Source organism: Sinisalibacter aestuarii, assembly GCF_027923545.1.
In the GTDB taxonomy this organism is placed as follows: domain Bacteria; phylum Pseudomonadota; class Alphaproteobacteria; order Rhodobacterales; family Rhodobacteraceae; genus Sinisalibacter; species Sinisalibacter aestuarii.
The window spans coordinates 136,850-155,207 of record NZ_BROH01000010.1; the positions used below are offsets into that span (position 1 = coordinate 136,850).

16 protein-coding genes, 1 tRNA gene and 2 pseudogenes are annotated in these 18,358 nt (G+C 63.6%); 9 read left to right on the forward strand and 10 right to left on the reverse strand.

Annotated features, from left to right (window positions below):
* Positions 1 to 145: 145 nt before the first annotated feature.
* A complete protein-coding gene (locus tag QMG28_RS15750) occupies positions 146 to 1,468 on the forward strand; it encodes a polysaccharide biosynthesis/export family protein (protein WP_281843274.1) in 1,323 nt (440 codons plus the stop codon).
* 467 nt (positions 1,469 to 1,935) lie between these two features.
* On the opposite strand, the gene QMG28_RS15755 is transcribed toward QMG28_RS15750, so the two are convergent.
* Positions 1,936 to 2,574, reverse strand: coding sequence for a response regulator (locus QMG28_RS15755; RefSeq protein ID WP_281843275.1), 639 nt, complete (start codon positions 2,572 to 2,574; stop codon positions 1,936 to 1,938).
* Entirely contained in the window at positions 2,571 to 3,971 is a 1,401-nt protein-coding gene (locus QMG28_RS15760) for a sensor histidine kinase (protein WP_281843276.1), read from the reverse strand. The genes QMG28_RS15755 and QMG28_RS15760 overlap by 4 nt, the downstream gene beginning before the upstream one ends.
* Positions 3,972 to 4,555: 584 nt before the next feature.
* Between QMG28_RS15760 and QMG28_RS20970 the strand changes: the two genes are divergently transcribed.
* From QMG28_RS20970 to QMG28_RS20980, 3 genes and pseudogenes are all read left to right on the forward strand, one after another.
* Positions 4,556 to 4,795: an IS66 family transposase zinc-finger binding domain-containing protein gene (locus QMG28_RS20970; RefSeq protein WP_353545363.1), complete on the forward strand. Its 240-nt coding sequence runs from the start codon at positions 4,556 to 4,558 to the stop codon at positions 4,793 to 4,795.
* Between the two features lie 105 nt (positions 4,796 to 4,900).
* Positions 4,901 to 5,300, forward strand: a pseudogene (locus QMG28_RS20975) (IS66 family transposase); the annotation flags it as partial.
* Between the two features lie 84 nt (positions 5,301 to 5,384).
* A complete protein-coding gene (locus tag QMG28_RS20980) occupies positions 5,385 to 5,519 on the forward strand; it encodes a transposase domain-containing protein (RefSeq protein WP_353545364.1) in 135 nt (44 codons plus the stop codon).
* A 166-nt stretch (positions 5,520 to 5,685) separates the two neighbouring features.
* Here the strand turns inward: QMG28_RS20980 and QMG28_RS15770 are convergent, their stop codons facing one another.
* Entirely contained in the window at positions 5,686 to 7,263 is a 1,578-nt protein-coding gene (locus tag QMG28_RS15770) for a trimethylamine methyltransferase family protein (protein WP_281843278.1), read from the reverse strand.
* A gap of 186 nt (positions 7,264 to 7,449) precedes the next feature.
* Between QMG28_RS15770 and QMG28_RS15775 the strand changes: the two genes are divergently transcribed.
* On the forward strand, positions 7,450 to 8,331 hold the full coding sequence (locus QMG28_RS15775; RefSeq protein ID WP_281843279.1) for a LysR family transcriptional regulator: 882 nt from the start codon (positions 7,450 to 7,452) through the stop codon (positions 8,329 to 8,331).
* A gap of 199 nt (positions 8,332 to 8,530) precedes the next feature.
* On the opposite strand, the gene QMG28_RS15780 is transcribed toward QMG28_RS15775, so the two are convergent.
* The 5 genes and pseudogenes from QMG28_RS15780 to QMG28_RS15800 all read right to left on the reverse strand — a co-directional run bounded on the left by QMG28_RS15780 (position 8,531) and on the right by QMG28_RS15800 (position 13,256).
* A complete protein-coding gene (locus QMG28_RS15780) occupies positions 8,531 to 8,704 on the reverse strand; it encodes a hypothetical protein (RefSeq protein ID WP_281843280.1) in 174 nt (57 codons plus the stop codon).
* Between the two features lie 20 nt (positions 8,705 to 8,724).
* Entirely contained in the window at positions 8,725 to 8,907 is a 183-nt protein-coding gene (locus tag QMG28_RS15785) for a hypothetical protein (RefSeq protein WP_281843281.1), read from the reverse strand.
* Positions 8,908 to 8,957: 50 nt separating this feature from the next.
* Positions 8,958 to 10,937: an oxidoreductase gene (locus QMG28_RS15790; protein ID WP_281843282.1), complete on the reverse strand. Its 1,980-nt coding sequence runs from the start codon at positions 10,935 to 10,937 to the stop codon at positions 8,958 to 8,960.
* A 40-nt stretch (positions 10,938 to 10,977) separates the two neighbouring features.
* Positions 10,978 to 11,191: pseudogene (locus QMG28_RS15795) on the reverse strand (proline racemase family protein); the annotation flags it as partial.
* A gap of 19 nt (positions 11,192 to 11,210) precedes the next feature.
* Positions 11,211 to 13,256, reverse strand: a complete 2,046-nt coding sequence (locus tag QMG28_RS15800) for an NADH:flavin oxidoreductase (RefSeq protein WP_281843283.1) — start codon at positions 13,254 to 13,256, stop codon at positions 11,211 to 11,213.
* A gap of 114 nt (positions 13,257 to 13,370) precedes the next feature.
* Here QMG28_RS15800 and QMG28_RS15805 point away from each other — a divergent pair, with 114 nt between their 5' ends.
* The 4 genes from QMG28_RS15805 (at position 13,371) to QMG28_RS15825 (ending at position 16,872) form a co-directional block, all read left to right on the forward strand.
* The gene (locus QMG28_RS15805; protein ID WP_281843284.1) at positions 13,371 to 14,084 is read left to right on the forward strand and encodes a TetR/AcrR family transcriptional regulator; all 714 of its coding nucleotides are present in this window, start codon (positions 13,371 to 13,373) and stop codon (positions 14,082 to 14,084) included.
* A gap of 216 nt (positions 14,085 to 14,300) precedes the next feature.
* Positions 14,301 to 14,774, forward strand: coding sequence for a DUF3489 domain-containing protein (locus tag QMG28_RS15815; RefSeq protein WP_281843285.1), 474 nt, complete (start codon positions 14,301 to 14,303; stop codon positions 14,772 to 14,774).
* Positions 14,771 to 15,175, forward strand: a complete 405-nt coding sequence (locus tag QMG28_RS15820; protein WP_281843286.1) for a DUF2924 domain-containing protein — start codon at positions 14,771 to 14,773, stop codon at positions 15,173 to 15,175. Before QMG28_RS15815 ends, QMG28_RS15820 begins: the two co-directional genes overlap by 4 nt.
* Positions 15,176 to 15,177: 2 nt before the next feature.
* Entirely contained in the window at positions 15,178 to 16,872 is a 1,695-nt protein-coding gene (locus QMG28_RS15825) for a recombinase family protein (RefSeq protein WP_281843287.1), read from the forward strand.
* 351 nt (positions 16,873 to 17,223) lie between these two features.
* On the opposite strand, the gene QMG28_RS15830 is transcribed toward QMG28_RS15825, so the two are convergent.
* Positions 17,224 to 17,313 (reverse strand) — tRNA-Ser (locus QMG28_RS15830).
* 382 nt (positions 17,314 to 17,695) lie between these two features.
* Positions 17,696 to 18,136: a helix-turn-helix domain-containing protein gene (locus tag QMG28_RS15835; protein WP_281843288.1), complete on the reverse strand. Its 441-nt coding sequence runs from the start codon at positions 18,134 to 18,136 to the stop codon at positions 17,696 to 17,698.
* Positions 18,137 to 18,358: the final 222 nt, after the last annotated feature.

The window sequence follows — 18,358 nt, forward strand, 5'->3', positions numbered from 1 at the left end:
ACATGGTGCTCCTCAGCCACAGATTCTTTCACAAAGCGCATGCAGACTTGGGAAAATGTCAGCCATTCGGTAACGTCTCAGAAACTGACTTCCTGTTTCGCAAGACGCAAATCCAGAGGCAAACCCTATGCGAGCATTTGTCCCGATGATTTTGTTGTTTTCTCTTGCAGCCTGCGGCGGGATCTACAATTCGCCCACGGTCACGGCCGAGACCACCGCCGTCGGCGACGTCACCGTCGCGCAGATCAACGCGCAGAACCTGGCCGCAGCCAATGGCTCGCCCTATCGGCCGCGCACTCTGCCGGCAATCTTTTCCCGGACAACCGGCACCAGCGGCAGTGCGGTCGGCGCGGGTGCGCTGCCCGCTGCTGCCTTTCTGCCGGAAGACCGGCCAGCCAATCTGCCAACCCTCCTTCCCCCGCCGGAAGATCCGACCGCCTACAAGATCGGCGTAGGCGACGTCATCCTCCTCTCCACGCCGAACGCGGGCGATACCGTCGAGGCACTGGCTGGCCTGCTCGCGGCTCAGACACAACGCCAAGGCTACACGGTCCAGGACGATGGCGCGATCACCATCCCCGATGTGGGCCGGATCCGGCTGGCCGGACTTTCACTGGAAGAAGCCGAAGCCGAGATTTTCCAGGCCCTTGTCGGCAGGCAGATTGATCCGACCTTCTCGATCGAGATCGCCGAGTTCAATTCGCAGCAGGTTGCGCTCGGTGGCGCCGTCCGCAACCCGACATCCGTTGCGATCACGCTAAAGCCGCTGACGCTCAACACCGCACTCACGGCCGCAGGCGGGTTGGCCGTCGCCGATCGCGACTATGCCTCGATCCGGCTCTACCGCGGCGGCAAGCTCTACCAGATCCCGGTGACCGCCTATCTGAGCGATCCGTCCATTCAGACACTTGCCCTGAAAGACGGCGATTCGATCTATGTCGATACCGAGTTCGACCTCGAAAAAGCCCAAGGCTATTTCGCACAGCAAATCCAGCTCGCGAATTTCCGGCAGTCGGCCCGCCAGGCCGCGCTCACGCAGCTCGAAACCGAAATCGGCCTGCGCCGCAATGAGCTTGAAGAGGCGCGGGAGAACTACCTCACTCGTGTCGAACTGGACTCGGTCGAGCGCGACTACGTCTACATTGCCGGCGAGGTTGGCGTGCAGAGCAGGTTCACCCTGCCCTTCGAACGCACGGCATCGCTCGCCGACGCTCTCTTTTCTCAAAGCGAAGGCGTTCCAAACCGCACCGGCAACATCTCCGAGCTCTACGTTCTGCGTGCTTCGAACAGCGGTTCCGGCGTCACGGCTTGGCACCTCAACGCTTTGAACGCCGCCAATCTCGTGCTGGCAACGAAATTCGAACTCCGCCCCAATGACGTTGTGTTCGTCGCCGAGCAGCCTGTGACGGCCCTGGATCGCCTCGTGAGCCAACTCGCCCCGTCTATTGCTTTGGCGCGGACCCTGTAGGACTTCCCATCGAACATGGCGGTTTGACGATCTTTTCCGGGTAGCAGGCCGTGTTCTCCCGGTGTGCATCTGCGGGGCATCAGACTAAAGTCTGATGCGGGATCGGACCAAAGGCCTAAAGTTGCTAGGCCGATGTACCATTATATCCACAGGGACAATGTGGCAGTTTTCCCCCATCGCTGATCGGCACTCGTCAAGCTCTGGCTCCGGCTGCAAATACCCCGATGCACCAGGTAGCTCCAGTGGAGACGACCCGAGCACTTTTTGAGTAACACGAGTGCCACCCCTGATTGGCGTATTCCCCTTGGCCCACCGGCCCCTTGGAAACGCGGACCCCCTGTTGTTTGGCTCCGCGTTTCCAGCATGCCGGGCTGTCCGCAGATCGAGACAAGATCCGGACCTGTTCGAAATCTGGCGGTGCGCAACCGGCCCATCCCACCCCGCTTGGCCAGGCTGGCTGCCGAGTGTCACTCCTCGCGCCAGGCCTCATGAGCAATAATTGCCGCCTCGACGCGATTGCGCGCGTGGAGTTTCGTGAGAATCTCCGTCATGTAGTGCTTCACTGTTTTCTCTTGCAGTGAAAGCTCGTCGGCGATTTCGCGGTTCGACAGCCCCCGCGCGACCCGCCGCAGAACCTCTTCCTCGCGTTTTCGCAGCGTCTCGAGGGCAGTCTGCCTGGGCGCCTTGGGCGCATGCATCAAGGCCAGAACCTGTGCCGCGAGTGCCGGCGTGATATGCGCCTCACCCTTGGCGACCCGACCGAGAACACGGCGCAGCTCATCAGCCGAGATCCCCTTCAGGATATAGGCCGTCGCACCGGCGCCAAGTGCCGCGGTGATGTCTGCATCGTCCTCCGAGACGGTCAGCATGGCCACATATGTCGCATAGCCGGCCTCGGCGATGCGAGCCGCGGCCGAGATGCCGCCCCCCGGCATCGACAGGTCGAGAAGGGCAATATCGGGCCGGTGTTTTTCGGCGAGGCGCACCGCGTCATCTGCACTCTCACCGACACCCACAACCTGAAAGTCGCCGGTCTCCTCGATGCTGTAGACCAGCCCGTTCCGGAAGATCGGGTGGTCATCCGCCAGTATGATGCGAGTGGTCATGCGGTTCGGTCCTCTCTTGGCAAGGTGAGGGTAATGGTCGTACCCGTGCCAGGCGCGCTTTGGATCGTCAGGCTGCCGCCAAGGCTTTCAGCCCGGTCGACAAGGCCGAGCAGCCCCTGCCCACCATCGTCGCGCAGGCGCAATGCGCTCGACGGGTCGAACCCGCGGCCGGAATCCGAGACGGTAATGGTCACCGCCTGTGGCTGCATCGCCACGCGGACCGTTGCAGCACCACCGCCATGGCGGGCGGCGTTCGACAGGGTTTCCTGCAGGAAGCGGAATGCACAAAGCTTGCGGGCATAATCGAAACCCGTTCCGAATGGGAGCACGCCTTCCAGCTTCACTTCGGTGCCCGCCTTCAGCCGATGCTCCTGCACCGCCCGTTCGATCGCGTCGGCAAGGCCGATCGAGTCAAGATCCGGAATCGCCAACCCGCGTGAAATACCACGAATTTCAGACAATGCCTGATCGAGCGCCGACCGGACTGCAAAAGCTTCATTGCTTCCCTTTTCCGCCTCCGGCAGCAAGGCATCGAGCCGGAGCGCGGCCAGCGCCAGGTTCTGGGCCGGCCCGTCATGCAGATCGGCGCCAAGCTGGCGGATCGCCTTTTCCGTCTGCGCCGTCGCCCGCGCCGAGGCCGAGACCGCACGGCGGCGCAGTTCGTCATTCTGTGCCGACATGGTCCGGGTTTCGGTCAGGCGCATCTCAAGCAAGCGTCGTTGGCGGTCGATTGTTCGGCCGCCGGCCTGAACGATGCCGAATAACAGGAGCCCGCTTGCGAGAAAGGCCGACCCGACAACCAACCAGCTTGCCCGCCTCGCATTCGCAAGGTCCGCCGCCAGCACAGTGCCGTTGTGATAAAATTCCACCACGGCAACCACGTCACCCGAATAAAATGCGTGAACGGGGCTGTAGACCTCCAAAAGCGGAATACCCAGCTCGGCCTCGCGGGCGTCTTCATCGTCGTTCAACTCTTGGTAGGATGCTGCGACCTCTCCGGTCCATGCCCGCTGGAGATCGTCCGCCTCCTCGAACCGTTGGCCGACAATGGCGCTGTCCGACGCCATCACGATTAATCCATCCGGGTGCCATAGCTTGTATGACACGACCTGCTCGGCAAGAGCCGGCAGCGTGAATACTTCTTCAAGCTTGCGCTGCACCGGCTCTTCCAGAGTGCCCGTGCCGGCAAGCTGGTCTCCGAGCGGGGCAATGAAGTTCTCGACGTAGCCTGCGGCTGCGGTGGCCGAGCTCTGAACAACACCCTGTTCGATCCGCATCGACACCCAGGAGCCGACCGCTAACATAGCCGTAGTCATGACAAATCCGCCGGCGAACAGAAACTGCGCCGGCAGCGACCAGCGGCCTCTACCGGCCTCGGCTACATCCTTCAACATCATGTTTGTAGTCTATCATCCTATCGCCCGACCGGCACGAAACAATGTCAGTCGCCGCGCAGATGACGATACCGCCATGTATGCACGCGCCCCTTTGCGCCGGAAACATTTCAACGGTTGCGATGCGGCCTTGGCAAACGGCTCGCGTCTCAAGACCAGTTGAAACCTGGGCAGGATTTGCTGCCGAACCGGGCCACCGGGACCGGAACCAGATGCAAAGCGGGGCTCAGAACTCCCGGAGGCACCATGGGGATTAAGGCGAGAAGATCGATAATGAAGTGAAAATTATGCTGGCTGTGCGGGCAGTTTGTGGCAATCCGGCCTCGCCGAAATTTCCCTAAAAGCAGCGAATTCTTTCGCGGCTGACAGGGAGGTTTTGGCCAGAACAGAGAACTGGCGGCAAACATACCGGGAATGCACACTTACCGGCTTGATGGCGGGGCCGAGCTTCACTTCACGGCCAGGTCTGTGACGACGGAGATGTGGAGGCCGAGACCGGGCGTAAAGACAATCGTCCTTGGTCTCTGCAGTCAGATCGGACCAGCGAGCGTCTCAGCCTGCAGGATCACCTGCCACGCGAGGATCGCGTGGTCAGTGTCGGGACGGGTATCTGCCCGCGCTGCGGGGGTCCGCTGCGCCTGGTCGGCGAGAGGATCAGTGAGATGCCTGATTGTGCTCGGGCACAACTGAAGATCGTGCGCCTCGGTCGCCCGAAATATGGTTGCCGGCAGCGTGGAACCAGATATCAGGCGCCGGCCCCCGAGCGGCCGATCGCGAAGGGGTTGGCGCGCCGGGCCCGGCTGACCCATGTCCTGATCAACATGTGATGATCGACCGTGGCGCCGGAATGATCCACCGGCGGTCGTCGATCTGTTCAGCCCGACCGGAGGGCCGATAGGCCGTCCGCACATCTCGACCGGTTCCAGGGTATCCTGCACGTGGATGGTTATGTCGGGTTCAAGCCGCTTGCCGCGCGTGGAGACATCACTCGTGCGGCCTGCTGGGCGCATATCCGGCGGAAGTTCCATGAGGTGCAAGGCAGCCGGGTCGCCGGTCGCGCACGAAGCCCTGCGCCGGATTGCCGTCCTCTACGCGGTCGAAGCCGAGATCCGTGGCCGGCCCGATGTTGAATGCCGGGCGGCAAGGCGATTGCACTCACTCCCGATCATCAATGACCTGAAGCCCTGGTTCGAGCCGCAACTTCCGCGTTTGCCGCAACGCAGCGGCCTCGCCGAGGCGATCCGCTATACGCTCGCACGCTGGGCTGCGCTCTGCCGGTTCCCCGACGATGGCCGGATCGGCCTCGACACCAATACAATCGAACCTGCTATCCGACCGATCACACTTGGCCGGAAGTATCATCTCTTCGCCAGGTCCGAACGTGGTGCAGAATGGTGGGCCACGATCAGCACCCTGATTACCACAGCCAAGCCGAATGACGCAGAGCCACAGGCCTGGATGACCGATGCCCTGCAGTGTCTGACAGTGGGGCATCCGACGAACCGGATCGACGAACTTCTTCCATGGAACCGGCCGCCCTGCCCAAACTGACATCCCGATATGTCAAAAATGGGTGTTTCCGGGAAACTCGCCCAGGTCGGCAGCGCACCCGAGGACGATCCAGGCCGACAGCATGAAACATGACGACATCGTCCGGGTACACGAAAATACTCTCAGCTGAGTAGAGTGCCCGGCTTTCAGTCAGCGGTCTCCCGTATCAATACCAGGCGTCGGGCTCCTCCGACTTCCTGCGTTCGACAAAGTCCCTCAGGGCCTCGTCGATACCCTCATCGATCGCCGGCGCTTCGTAACTGTCCAGCAGGGATTTCCAACGTGCGTTGGCGCGGGTCGCATAATCTTCGGCCCCCTGTTCGTCCCATGTCTCGAAGGTGCGGTCGTCATTCAGGCCGCTGTCCCAATAAGCCATCTCGTAATGGCGCAAGGTGTGGTCGGTGCCGAACAGATGTTCACCCGGCCCGTTCTGGGCCAGCGCCTCGAAGGCCAGCGTTTCCTCGTCCACTTCCATCCCGGCGAGGTAAGCATGCAGCGCGCCGGCCATGTCGCAATCCATCACAAATTTCTCGTAGGACATCGACAGCAGACCATCGAGGAACCCAGCCGTGTGCAGGATGTAGTGCGCACCACATTGGACGGCTGACATCATCGACATCATCGCCTGCTGCATCGCCTGCCCATCGGGCCGCTTCGAGGTGCTGAAATTGCCGGCGCAGCGCAGCGGCAAGTTCAGCCGCCGGGCCAGTTGCCCCATGACGAGGCTGCCCAACGCGGGTTCGGGCGTGCCGAAGGTGGGCGAGCCCGAGCGCAGCGACATCGACGACAGGAACGACCCGAGAATCGCGGGCGCGCCGGGACGCACCAGCTGAGTCAGCGCACAGGACACCATCGATTCGGCCAGGCATTGCGCCACCGCCCCCGCCATCGTCAGCGGCGAGACCGCGCCGCCCAGGAGAAAGGGCAGGTGGATCGAGCCCTGTCCCGCGGCGGCGTAGGTGCGGATGCCGGCAGTCGTTACACCGTCCAGCACCAGCGGCGAGGTGGTGTTGAAGTTCCCCATCACGACGCAATGAGTGTCGACGAAGTCCGCGCCGAACAGGAGGCGGCACATCTCGACACTGTCGGCGGCACGTTCCGGCGCGGTGATCGATCCGAGGAAAGCCCGGTCGGAATAGCGCATGTGGGCGTAGACCATGTCGAGGTGGCGCTTGTTCACCGGCACATCGGTCGGCTCGCAGATCGTGCCGCCCGAATGGTGCAGCCAGGGCGAGCTTTGCGCCAACTTCACGAAGTTCTTGAAGTCCTCGATCGTGCCGTAACGTCGGCCCCGGTCGAGGTCCATCACGAAGGGCGAGCCGTAGGCCGGTGCGAAAACCACCGCGTCTCCGCCAATCTCGACGTTGTTCGCCGGGTTGCGGGCGTACTGGGTGAAGCGGGCGGGAGCGGTCTTCAGGATCTCCTGCACAAGGCCCGGTGCGAAGGTCAGGCGCCAGGATTCGGCCGTCTGGTCGATCACCTTCGCCCCGGCCTCGCGGTACAGGTGCACGGCTTCTGCATCATCGCGCACCACGATCCCGATCTCGGCGAGGATGCGGTTGGCGGTGGCCTCTATCCGCTCCAGCGCCTCTTCGCCGACCAGATCATAGGTGGGGACTTTGCGGCTGATGTAGGGCACGCGCAGGTGCAGGTTCTGGCCCGGCTCGGCGCTGCGGGCGATAGTGCCCCGGCCACGGCGGCGGCCACGGGCGGCGGTGGCCGCGATCTGGGTATCGTGCTGCATTGGGACCTCCCTTGCATTGCCCGTCTGCGGGACCCCTGGTTCTGCCCCAGATTCGGCCCGCGAAGGGCGAACTTGCAATCACAGTAATTTTCATCCTGACTTAGTTGAATTAAGCCATCACCGGGCCGCATCTCCTCTCCGGGTGTCCTCGGTGGGCTATCCGAAGAAATGGAAAGCGAGGCCACCTTGCCCAAACGCCCCTACGACCTGCCGCCGATGCGCGCCCTTGTCAGTTTCGAGGCTGCCGCCCGGAACGAAGGTTTCAAGGCCGCCGCGCGCGAGTTGAATGTGACCCCGGCGGCAATTAGCCACCAGGTCCGGGCCCTGGAGGCCGAACTGCAAACACCGCTGTTCCTGCGCCATCACCGCGGCGTCGAACTGACAGAGACCGGCGCCTACCTGCTGGTCGCGCTGCAGCGCGGATTCGAGACGATGAGTGACGCGGTGGACCAGTTGAAATCACGCCCGACGCGGGCCTCGGTGACGATAGGTGTGACGACGGCGGTCAGCTCTCTGTGGCTGACGCCGAAGCTGGCGCAGTTCTGGAAGGCACATGGCGACATCTCAGTCGCGCAGATCGTCAGCGACACGGGCAAGCATCCGGCCGAGTGTGACCTGAGCATCCATTATGGCAACATGGCGCGCGAAAGCGGTACCTGTGCGATCCTCTTTCACGACCGGATCATGGCGCTTGCCAGCCCCTCGTTCGCGCATGCCCATCCCGTGGCCGGGGTCGAGGACCTCACGAAACTGCCGCTGATCCATTTCGACAGCGCAGTGACGGGCTGGACGGACTGGCCCGACTGGTTCAGGGCGCTTGGCCACACCGGCCCGTTGCGCAACAGCCACCAAGTCAACAACTACCTCATAGCGCTGCAGGCGGCCCAGGACGACATGGGAGCGGTACTCGGCTGGGTCGGGTTGACGCACGCCTACCTGGACAGCGGCGTGCTGGTGCCGCTGCTGGCCGACCGGGTCGAGTTGCCCGAGGACTTCTACATCAAACTGCACCGCCATGCCTCGGGGCGCGCGCGGCTGGTCTACGACTGGCTGGTCGCCTCGTCCTGACCGCACTTTGCAGCACGCCATGTGCTGCTGCGAGGCGTCACCATAGCGCCTCGGCTGTGGCGGCTTCGCCAAGATATGCGCGATCACTGATCACGAGACCGATGGAAAAAACGATCAATCAAGGCGTAGTGTGGCGCCCGATATCGGCTGCGCCAAGGTCCGTCTGCTCAATCCACATGGCTGCACCGAGACCGCTGCTCTACCGCTCAGAATATTGCGGCACGGATCGCTTGTGGCTGTCCGAGCAGTGGTAGTATTTGCAGTCATTCTCCCACACCGGCTTCCAATTGCGAAGCTCGACGATCATGCTCTCGAAGGCGATCTTCGAGTCTTCAAGGTCATGCGGTGTGAGGTAGTGCGGCCTCAGGCGCATTCGGATGCCTCGGCAGCAGGTCAGATATGGACCAGGCAGGCCACGTCGCGGCAATGGACCGGTTTCAGGCCGTGTTCCTTCGGGTCTAAATCCGACCCCATGTCCCGCGCCCACCGCGGGCTGCTGCCCAGTTCGCAGGTCCGCTGGCGGTAGGGGCGGACGAGTTCCGGGTTGCGGCCCTTCTTCGACTTGCGCAGGATCACGACCGAATAGGCCGCGCCCCCGTGGGCGACGAATCCGTCTCCCGGCGGGGTCAGAGTGAAAGCCCGGCGACACGCCCGTCGTAGATCGCCGCCGAGGCAAGGCGCGGCGCGCTACCGTCGCCGATCAGAACGGGGGCAAGGCTGCGGGCGCGCAATTCTTCAGCCAGCGTTGTGTCCGCCCGATTGCTCGTGGCGAGCACCAGACCGTCTGCTGCGATCGTGCTTTCCTCGCCAGTCAGCAGCGAGACGCAGCGCGCGCCCTGCGGGCTCCACCCGGTGATCGCGCTTTCGGTAATGAAGCGCACCCCCAACCGCGCCAGCGTCTGACGGGCAGGGAGGTCGGTTGCGCTGCGCTGAAGATCCCGCCCGATCATCACGTCTGGCGTGACTATCGTCACCTCGTGACCGGCCTCGGCCAGGTGCCACGCAGTGCCGACCCCGCGCCAGTGGCCACCTTCGTCCAGCACCAGCACCCGCTTGCCCAGCCGCGCCGCGCGACCCATCACATCCTCGGCCGACCAGACGTGGCCGGTGGCGATGCCGGGCATCTGCGCCATGCGCGGCAGTGCCTTCTGGAACCCCGTCATAGCGGGCTGGGATCCAGTAGCCAGCACCACCGCATCGACCCCTGCGGCAAGAATCTCCGCCGCTTCGAGGTAGCTGTTGAGCCTCACGTCCACGCCCAGCTTCTCCAGCTGCCGTCCATACCATGCAATCAGGTCGGTGATCTGAGCCCGCCGCGGCTGCAGCCCCGCCAGCCGGAACTGCCCGCCCAGTTCGGGCCCGGCCTCTGCCAGCGTCACCCGGTGGCCACGCGCGGCGGCGACCCGCGCGGCCTCGAGTCCCGCCGGCCCGCCCCCCACGACCAGCACCGATTTCGGCGCCTCCGCCGGGGTGAAGCGGTCCCCGCCCCACAGGTATTCGTGCCCCGCCGAAGGGTTGATAAGGCAGGAAATGTAGTAATCCCGGCTGCGCCGGCCCCAGCATTGCTGGTTGCAGCACAGGCAGCCACGGATGTCCTCGGCCCGTCCTTCCTGCGCCTTGGTCGCCAAGTGGGGGTCTGCGATCTGGCCACGCACGATCGACACCATGTCGGCCCGCCCCGCGCCGATCAGCGCGTCGGCGTTCTCGGGGGTGCGGATGTTCGCCTCGGCCGTCACCTTCGCACGCAGCCCCGCCTGTTTCAGCCGTTCGGCGAGATCCGCGCCGAGATTCTCGGCGAACTGGAAGCTGGGAATGATCTTCTGGAAATCGGCATAGCTGCCGGTGCCGACGGTGACGTAGTCGATCAGCCCCTCGTCGTCGTGCAGCTTGATGATCCCGACCATCTCGTCGCGGGTCGGGAAGACGCCGGTGTGGGGGTCGTCCGAGATCGCGAAGCCGAGAATGAAATCCTCACCGCAGGCCGCGCGCGTCCGCCTCAGCACCTCGCGCGAGAACCGGGTGCGGTTCTCCAGCGACCCGCCCCACCGGTCCTCGCGCTGGTTCGAGAAGTCCGTCCAGAACTGGTCGAGCATGGAATGATAGGCGGCCCAGACCTCGACCCCGTCAAACCCGGCCTTTTTGCAGCGGAGCGCCGCGTCGACGAAGGACTGGATCGTCTCCTCGATCTCGGCTTCGCTCATCGCGTGGCTGCCGTCGTTGTCGTGATAGCTGGGTCCGCCCGAGGGCGACCAGGGTGCGCGCCAGGAATTATCCCAGTCGCCATGCGCACCGACGTGGTAAAGCTGCTGGATCATCACAGCACCCTCAGCCTTGCAGGCTTCCGTAATGCGCCTGAAGCCGGGGATCACGCGGTCGGTGCCGGGCAGGAAATTGCCCCGCGTCAGCACCGCCGTGGGGTGAACCGGCATCGGCTCGACTACGATCATGCCAGCCCCGCCCCGCGCGCGTTCGAGGTAATAGCCAAGATGCTGATCGCCGGGCAGCCCGGCCTCAGCCATGTTGGCGGTATGGGCGCCGAAGACAATCCGGTTCTTCAGAATCCTGTTACGCAGCGTGAGTGGTGCGAAGACATGCTTGAAGGTCAAGTCCGTCCCTCCGGTCCGGCGAGGCCCTGATTCGGGGTTATCAGCGTGCGCCCCAAGTATCGTTTAGCGGACAGCCCCCGGGCCGCGGGCCCCGGGGTCGAGCATGTGTTGCTGCATGCGGGTGATCCAGCCGCGGCCCGAGATTTCGGGAAGGGTTGCGGGGCGTCCCCCTGCCTCTTGCCGCGCGCGCAAAGCACCGCCATCCGCGCCGACAGCTCCGTGCCGGTGGGCGAACGGTCCACCTTGCCCGGTCGGAATTTCGCGCTGCGCATCTCAGACGTCCTTCATCAACCGAAGCGCATCGTAGATCGCGGCATGAGTGTTGCGCGCGCTGACGGCGTCGCCAATGCGGAACAGCTTGAAACCACCCTCAGAATTCGTCACCACATCCTGCGGTCGGCCGGCGATCAGCGCGTCGTAGTCGACCTCGCCGAGGTTCGACGACAGCGGCTTCAGCTCGAAGTAGAGTTCGTCCATCGGCATGGTGCCGTAGTTCACCACCACCCGGTCGTAGGTCTTTTCCTCCGTGAAATCGCTGTAATCCGTCCCGATCGTGGCTTTCAGGCGGTTGCCATCCTTTGCCACGTCCTTAAGGCGACGGGTGACGGTGAAGGTCACATCCTTGTCCTGCAAGGCCCGCATGTAGGGCACGAGGTTCATCGCCATGATATCGGGGGCGAAGGTGCGGTCGGGGGTCATCACTTCGACCTTCGCGCCCGCATTCGCAGCAATCTCGGCCGCCATCAGACCGGGATGATCGCCCGCCTCGTCGTAGATCAGCACCTCGTGCCCCGGCTTCACATCGCCCGAGATCAGATCCCAGGCCGAAACCACGTTTGCCGCCTCCTTGCCGCGCTCGAACAACTCAAGGTTCGGCAGACCGCCGGTCGCCACGATCACCACATCGGGGGCAAGCGCTGTCACGTCATCGGCCTCGGCCCAGGTGTTGAAGCGGAACTCGACGTCGCGGGCGGCGCATTGGGACATGCGCCAGGCGATAATCGAGATCATCTCTCGCCGGCGGGGGTTCAGCGCGGTCAGCCGCACCTGGCCGCCGGGGTCCGGCTGGGCCTCGAACACCATCACGTCATGGCCGCGTTCCGCCGCGACCCGCGCAGCCTCGAGCCCGGCGGGGCCGGCGCCGACGACGACGACCTTCTTGCGCTCGGTCGCGGGTGCGATGGTATGCGGCATGGTCAATTCGCGCCCGGTCGCCGGGTTGTGGATGCACAGCGCCTCGCCGGCCGCGTAGATGCGATCGAGGCAGAAGGTGGCGCCGACGCAGGGGCGAATGTCGTCTTCGCGCCCCTCCATGATCTTCTTCACGATATGCGGGTCGGCCATGTGGGCGCGGGTCATCCCCACCATATCCAGAAGCCCGGCCTGAATCGCGTGACGCGCGGTGGCGACATCCGGGATCTTGGCCGCGTGGAAGGTGGGCATGCCTGTCGCCGCCTTCACAGCCCCGGCGAAGTCCAGATGCGGCGCGTTCGGCATCCCCTGTACCGGGATCACGTCGGTCATCGCGGGATCGGTGTGGATGCGGCCCCGGATCACATTGAGGAAATCCACCATGCCGGTCGCTGCCAGCCGTTTCGAGATTTCCAGCCCCTCCTCGGGTGTGATACCGCCCGCCTCGGCCTCGTCTGCGGTATAGCGCAGGCCGACGATGAACTCGTCGCCCACCCGCTTACGGATCCCCCGCAGCACGTCGAGCAGCAGCTTCATGCGACTGTCGAGGTTCTGCCCGCCGTAGGGGCCATCGAGGTCGTTGGTCAGCGGCGACCAGAACTGGTCGAGCAGGTGACCGTAGACCTGCAGCTCCACCCCGTCCATGCCGCCCGCCTTCATCCGCTCGGTCGCGTCGGCAAAATCGGTGATGATCCGGGCGATGTCCCAGTCCTCGGCCAGCTTCGGGAAGGACTTGTGCGCCGGTTCGCGGTGCTTCGATGACGAGACCGACGGGAGCCAGTCGCCCTTGGCCCAACCGGTTCGGCGACCGAGATGTGTCAGCTGGATCATCACGGCGCAGCCGTGATCGTGGCAGGCATCGGTAAGATTCCTGATCCACGGAACGACCTCATCCCTGTAGGCCAGCACGTTGTTGAACACCGGCGGGCTGTCCTTCGAAACCGCGGCCGAGCCCGCCGTCATCGTCAGCGCCACCCCTGCCTTCGCGCGCTCCGCGTGATAGGCCGCGTAGCGCTCTTTCGGCATGCCGTCCTCAGGATAGGCGGGTTCGTGGCTCGTCGTCATGATACGGTTGCGAAGCGTCAGGTGTTTGAGCCGGTAAGGCTGCAGAAGCGGATCATCGGACATTGCGGGACTCCCTGTAGCTTCGCCAAGATTTCCAAAATGTTCATTTATGTCAAGCTGCAGTTCATGAGTGATCATTTCCTTGCCTGCCGCCGGTCAACCGGGTAGGGTCGCGCCATGCACGACGAAGGCGCAACCCCGAGACCCGAAAAGACCAGTGGCTGGCGCGGCTCGCGCGAGCTGTGGCTCGAAGCGGCCAGGGAGGCCTTCATCGAAAGCGGAGTGGAGGCGGTGAAAATTCAGCCGTTGGCAAGCCGGCTGGGGATTGCGCGCACCAGCTTCTACTGGTTCTTCAAGGACCGAGCAGCCCTGCTGGAGGCCCTGCTGGAGATCTGGGACGAGGACAACACCCGCAGCCTGATCGCCGCGACGCAAAGCTATGCCGAGACGATCCAGGAAGCCGTGCTCAACCTGATCGGCGTCTTCCTGGACGACGGGCCGTTCGGGGCCCGCTTCGACCTTGCGGTGCGCGGGTGGGCGCACCAGTCTGAGAAGGTGGCGGCCCGGGTGAACCCGGCGGACGCAGCGCGGCTGGACGCGATCCGAGCGATGTTCCTGCGCTTCGGCTACGAAGCGACCGAGGCCGACGTGCGGGCGCGGACCGTCTACCTCGTCCAGATCGGCTATATCTCGATGCAGGTGATCGAGACCACCGAGACCCGGATGGCGCGCATCCCCGATTATGTGAAAACCTTCACCGGCGCCACGCCGACGGGGGCCGAGATGCGGCGCTTCGCCGCGGCGCGCGGAATGGGGGACGATACCGCTCAGGAGGACGGCAGCCAGTCATCGACCGACCGCGCGCGTCCCGAGGTATCGGGTGCGGCTTGACGTAGAAATCCCCGGGCCTCCCGAGCCGGTCGTGTAATCACCACCGCGGGCAGTGGCGCAACCTCGAAGCCGTCATATATGTCGCCCTCGAATGCGTCGACTGGCTCGACCACCGCCACCTGCCTGAGCCGATCGGGAAAATGTCACCGGAAGAAGCGGAGGCCAACCTCTACGCAGCTCTGAAGACAGACGGCATTGCCGCGTATCGGCCCGGCCGTGGCGGCAAAAGAAGAAGATAAGAAGAACAAACGGCAGGATGTCTTGGACAGACTGGAGCGCATGGGCGTGCCAATTCCAAAAGACTCCAAATTGCGCAATTGGCGCCCCTCTGGACTGGACTTCGCGCGCGACACGAGCGTCACTGGTTCCAAGCCCGGTCGGACCCCGGGCGCATCTCGGTACCAGGGCCAGCCTTCTTCTGGCCCGGAAAACCGAGGAGCCAACATGTCCAAATCCACATCGACACCCCCGCGCGAGACCAAGACCGCAATCTTGCGCAAACTGTTGAGCCGCAAGGCCGGCGCCGATCTCGACGCCCTGCAATCCGCCACCGGCTGGCAGCCGCATTCCGTCCGGGCGGCGATGAGCGGTCTCAGGAAGGCCGGATACACCATTGACCGCGCGGATCCTGCCAAAACCAGCAGCGGCGCCGTCTACCGCATCACCAGCGGTCCGGAGAGCGCGACATGAAGCTCTGCCTGGCCGAGATCGAGACTATGGACCGGGCGGCGCTGATCGCGGCATGGGACGTGGTCTTCGGCACACCCGTCCCGAAACGCCTCAGCAGCCCGTTCCTGCGCCGGTACCTGGCCTTCGAGATGCAGGCCCGGGAATCTGGCGGGTTGCCAAAGGGCTTCGTCGGCAAGCTGCAGAAAGCGGTCCGCGACGACCGGGGCACCACCAGCCCCGCCCTGAAGCCAGGAGGGCGCCTGATCCGGGAATGGAATGGCGTGACCCATGTGGTCGATGTCATCGACGGTGGCTTCGTCTGGAATGGTCAGCGTTATGCGTCGCTGTCGCCGATCGCCCGGGCCATCACCGGGGCCCGGTGGTCCGGGCCGCGCTTCTTCGGGCTGAAGCGGACGACCTGAACATGACCAAATCCCGGATCCGCTGCGCGATTTACACCCGCAAGTCCTCTGATGAGGGACTCGACCAGGACTTCAACTCGCTCGACGCGCAAGCAGTGGCCTGTGCCGCCTATATCGCCAGCCAGCGGCACGAGGGCTGGGTTGCGGGCAAGGCCCGGTACGACGATGGTGGCATATCAGGCGGAACACTTGACCGGCCCGCCTTGCAGCGTCTTGTCGCCGACATCGACGCGGGGCACGTGCAGATGGTGGTGGTCTACAAGATCGACCGCCTGACCCGCTCGCTTGCCGACTTTGCCAAGCTGGTCGAGCGCTTCGATGCCGCCGGTTGTTCCTTCGTCTCAGTCACCCAAGCCTTCAACACGGCCTCGTCGATGGGGCGGTTGACGCTCAACGTGCTCTTATCCTTCGCCCAGTTCGAGCGGGAGGTCACGGCCGAACGGATCCGGGACAAGATCGCCGCCTCCAAGAAGAAGGGGCTCTGGATGGGTGGGGTACCACCGCTCGGGTACGATCCGCATCCAGATCCCAAAACCCGCGGCCTCGTCGTCAACGCCGAAGAAGCGGAAACAGTACGGACGATCTTCACCCTCTATGATGAACGCTGCTGCCTGAACGCTGTCATGCGCCGGGCAAATGAAATCGGGCTACGCTCGAAGCAGCACCGCTTCAAATCCGGGCGGGTCCAGGGCGGCAATCTATTCTCTCGCGGCCAGATCTATGCACTGCTGCGGAACCCGTTCTACATCGGAAAGATCCGTCATAAGACGCAGATCTGGGATGGGCAGCATGAACCCATTCTCGATGAAGCGGTTTGGCAGCGGATCCAGGAAAAGCTGGCGGCTGCCGGTGCACGACCGCGGCGCCGTAAGGGTCCAGCAGACCGTCCCGGCACGACCCGCGTTGCTCCGCTGATGGGCAAGCTGCGCGATGACATCGGTGATCGGCTGACCCCGACGCATACACGGCGTCATGGCCGGCAGATCCGTTATTATGTCTCGAACCGGTTGATCACGGGCGGAACTGATCCTCAGGGTTGGCGGCTCTCGGCTCAGGCGCTGGAGCAGGCCGTGACGGACGTAATCAGTCGGCACCTCGTCGCTCTCGCCCGCGAGCACCGGATCTGCGCCGGGGCTGACCTGCAGCAAGGCAACGCCGTCAGGGACAGGGTGCGCCACCTGGCCGATCGGCTCTGTGACGGCACAACCGATCTGCTCGCCGCAATCCTGGCCGACGGGTGCATCGAGAAGCACCGCATGGTTCTCTCGCTCCATGCCAAGACGCTCGCCAAAGCACTCGATCTCCATCCGAACGCGATCGATCTGTCAGCCCTCTCGATCGAGGCGCCCTTCGCTCTGCGCCGTCGGGGCGTGGAAGGCAAGATCATCGTCGGGGACCGCGCGCCGCAGCCTGATCGCACCCTGCTGCGCGCCATCTCGCAGGCCCATGCCTGGGTGGCCGATCTGAGCGGAGGCAAGCCCCTCGGCGAGATTGCCGCCGCAACACGGCATTCCGAATCCTACATCCGCACCCGGGCGCAACTGGCCTTCCTCGCGCCCGCAATCCAGTCCGCCATCCTCGAGGGGCGCCAGCCAGCCGACCTGACGCTCGAACGGATCATCCGCAAACCAGTTCCGCTGGACTGGGACGCGCAGGCCAGGGTGTACGGGTTCGCGCAAGATCCGCGACATCCCTGATCTGCGCGCGGGGTCCCCTGTTCCTGCGGAAAACTTCCCTGATAATCGCGAAAATGTTCCCTGTTAATTCGCGCAGGGAATTCGACTGCAAGTTGCTGATAACGCACGCGGATTCTCGACGGAAATCAGGGTCAGAGGCCGGATTCCGGGAAAATTCCCTGCAAATTCCCTGTTAGCAGGGAAATCCGGGCCCAACCGAAGCGCGCGATGCTGCCCCCGGAGACGGCGCCGGGAAATCGGGTTGATACAGGGATGGGTGGTCGTCTCTCTCGCGGATAGCCCTCGCCAACCCCGCGGAAAATCGGGGGAAAACAGGGAAAGATCGACTGCGCTGACAGAGACAGGGGTGGGTGGCGGAGACGAAGGGATTCGAACCCTCGAGACAGTTTCCCGTCTACTCCCTTAGCAGGGGAGCGCCTTCGACCACTCGGCCACGTCTCCGCCGGTGTAAGTAGTTGATTTGAAAATTGTTATCAACCGGCCTTTTGAAGGTTATTCAAAAACCTGTGCGGCAATGCCGCACAGCTTTGTACACCTACGTTGAAATCACGCGCTTTTTGCGGCCGATTCCAATCAGGATTTGTGGTCAAGACCTACGAATTGTTGCCGCATTCGAAGGTCCAGACGAACGCAAGTCCGTGGCCAACCAAACGCATGTCCAGGTCCGCAGTGGCGGGAGTGCCCACATTGTCGCGCATCCGCAGCGGCGAGGAGCCCGCTCCGCACCCGCTCAGCCGCACGCCCGGAACTACTTGGACCGTGGCCCCATCTGTGTTTTTTCCACCAGACACAATACCTCTTGATCTGGCAAAGTCCGATCATTCTATCCGGAAACCTTCCCCGACATTTCCGACCCTAGCAATGCAATCACTTTGGACGCAGTTTCAAGCGACACAGTTACATTTACCTCTAGCCGTGCCACGCTCATGCTTCCGTCAACGAGCGTCATGTGAACGCCCGACGCTTCGCCCGTGCTCTCAGCCCGGCGCAGAACCAAGTCCGGCGCCAGTTCTTCGATTGTCACGTCGAACACTTTGACCAGCAGGTCGAGCGTTTCCCGCTCGGGCGTCGCCCTGCCGCGTTCATAGGCCGAAATCCGGTCGCGGTTCTTGGCCACGGTATATCCCCGGCTGTCCTCAACCGACCCCCACATCTGTCGGGCCAGTTCACTTTGCGACCAGCCCTTCGCCCGCCGCGCTTGATACAGGCACTCTTTGAAAGAAGCGGCCAAAGAATACGACTTCAATTCAGACTGGTCGTTCACGCACATCTCCGCCGTCCACTTTGGCACCGCGCCATGCTTCGCCGCTGAAACCTGTTCCGTCCCACCCCTTCCGTCAATCACCTCAAGGCTCGAAGTAGGCCGTGGACCCATAAACCTGCTTCCCTTCGCGTTCAGGCGGTGATTCACTGGTCCTGCCGACGGGGAGGACAGCCATGCGCCGACGTTACGATCTCACCGAGCACGAATGGTCGATCATTCAGC